Origin of the sequence: Acinetobacter sp. AS167 (assembly GCF_037152175.1) — a bacterium.
GTDB lineage: Bacteria > Pseudomonadota > Gammaproteobacteria > Pseudomonadales > Moraxellaceae > Acinetobacter.
This window is the reverse complement of record NZ_JBBCMP010000039.1, coordinates 1-350: the sequence shown is the minus strand read 5'-3', so window position 1 is coordinate 350 and position 350 is coordinate 1. Positions and strand designations below refer to the sequence as shown.

The 350-nt window shown below is 39.4% G+C and carries 1 pseudogene; it reads left to right on the top strand.

What is annotated here, in order from left to right:
- Positions 1-350, top strand: a pseudogene (locus WFN33_RS20255) (RHS repeat-associated core domain-containing protein); the annotation flags it as partial.

The window sequence follows — 350 nt, the reverse complement described above, 5'->3', positions numbered from 1 at the left end:
TGGGATTGCAAGTAACCTATGGTGGAGAATTTATCGGTTTAAGTCGTCAAGCTTCAGCAAATTTAGAATACGAAGGTTATCGAAATTATGACTGTTGGATGAAGACAGGTGATATTTGTCGGTTGCAAGGTCCTCCGTTATTCGATTATGTTTATTGTTCGGGAGGGGTAGGCCCCTTTGCTTATGCAGAGATTACTAACCTACATAATGGTAAGGTATTTCAAGTAGGTGCATCATCTAGGCCAGATGTAAAAGGTGCTAAAGCGATAGGTAAGAATGCTGTGATGGTGCTTGATGGAAGTAAAAAACTAGGTGCTTCTGATCTTACAAAATTAAAAGGTAAGTTTTCG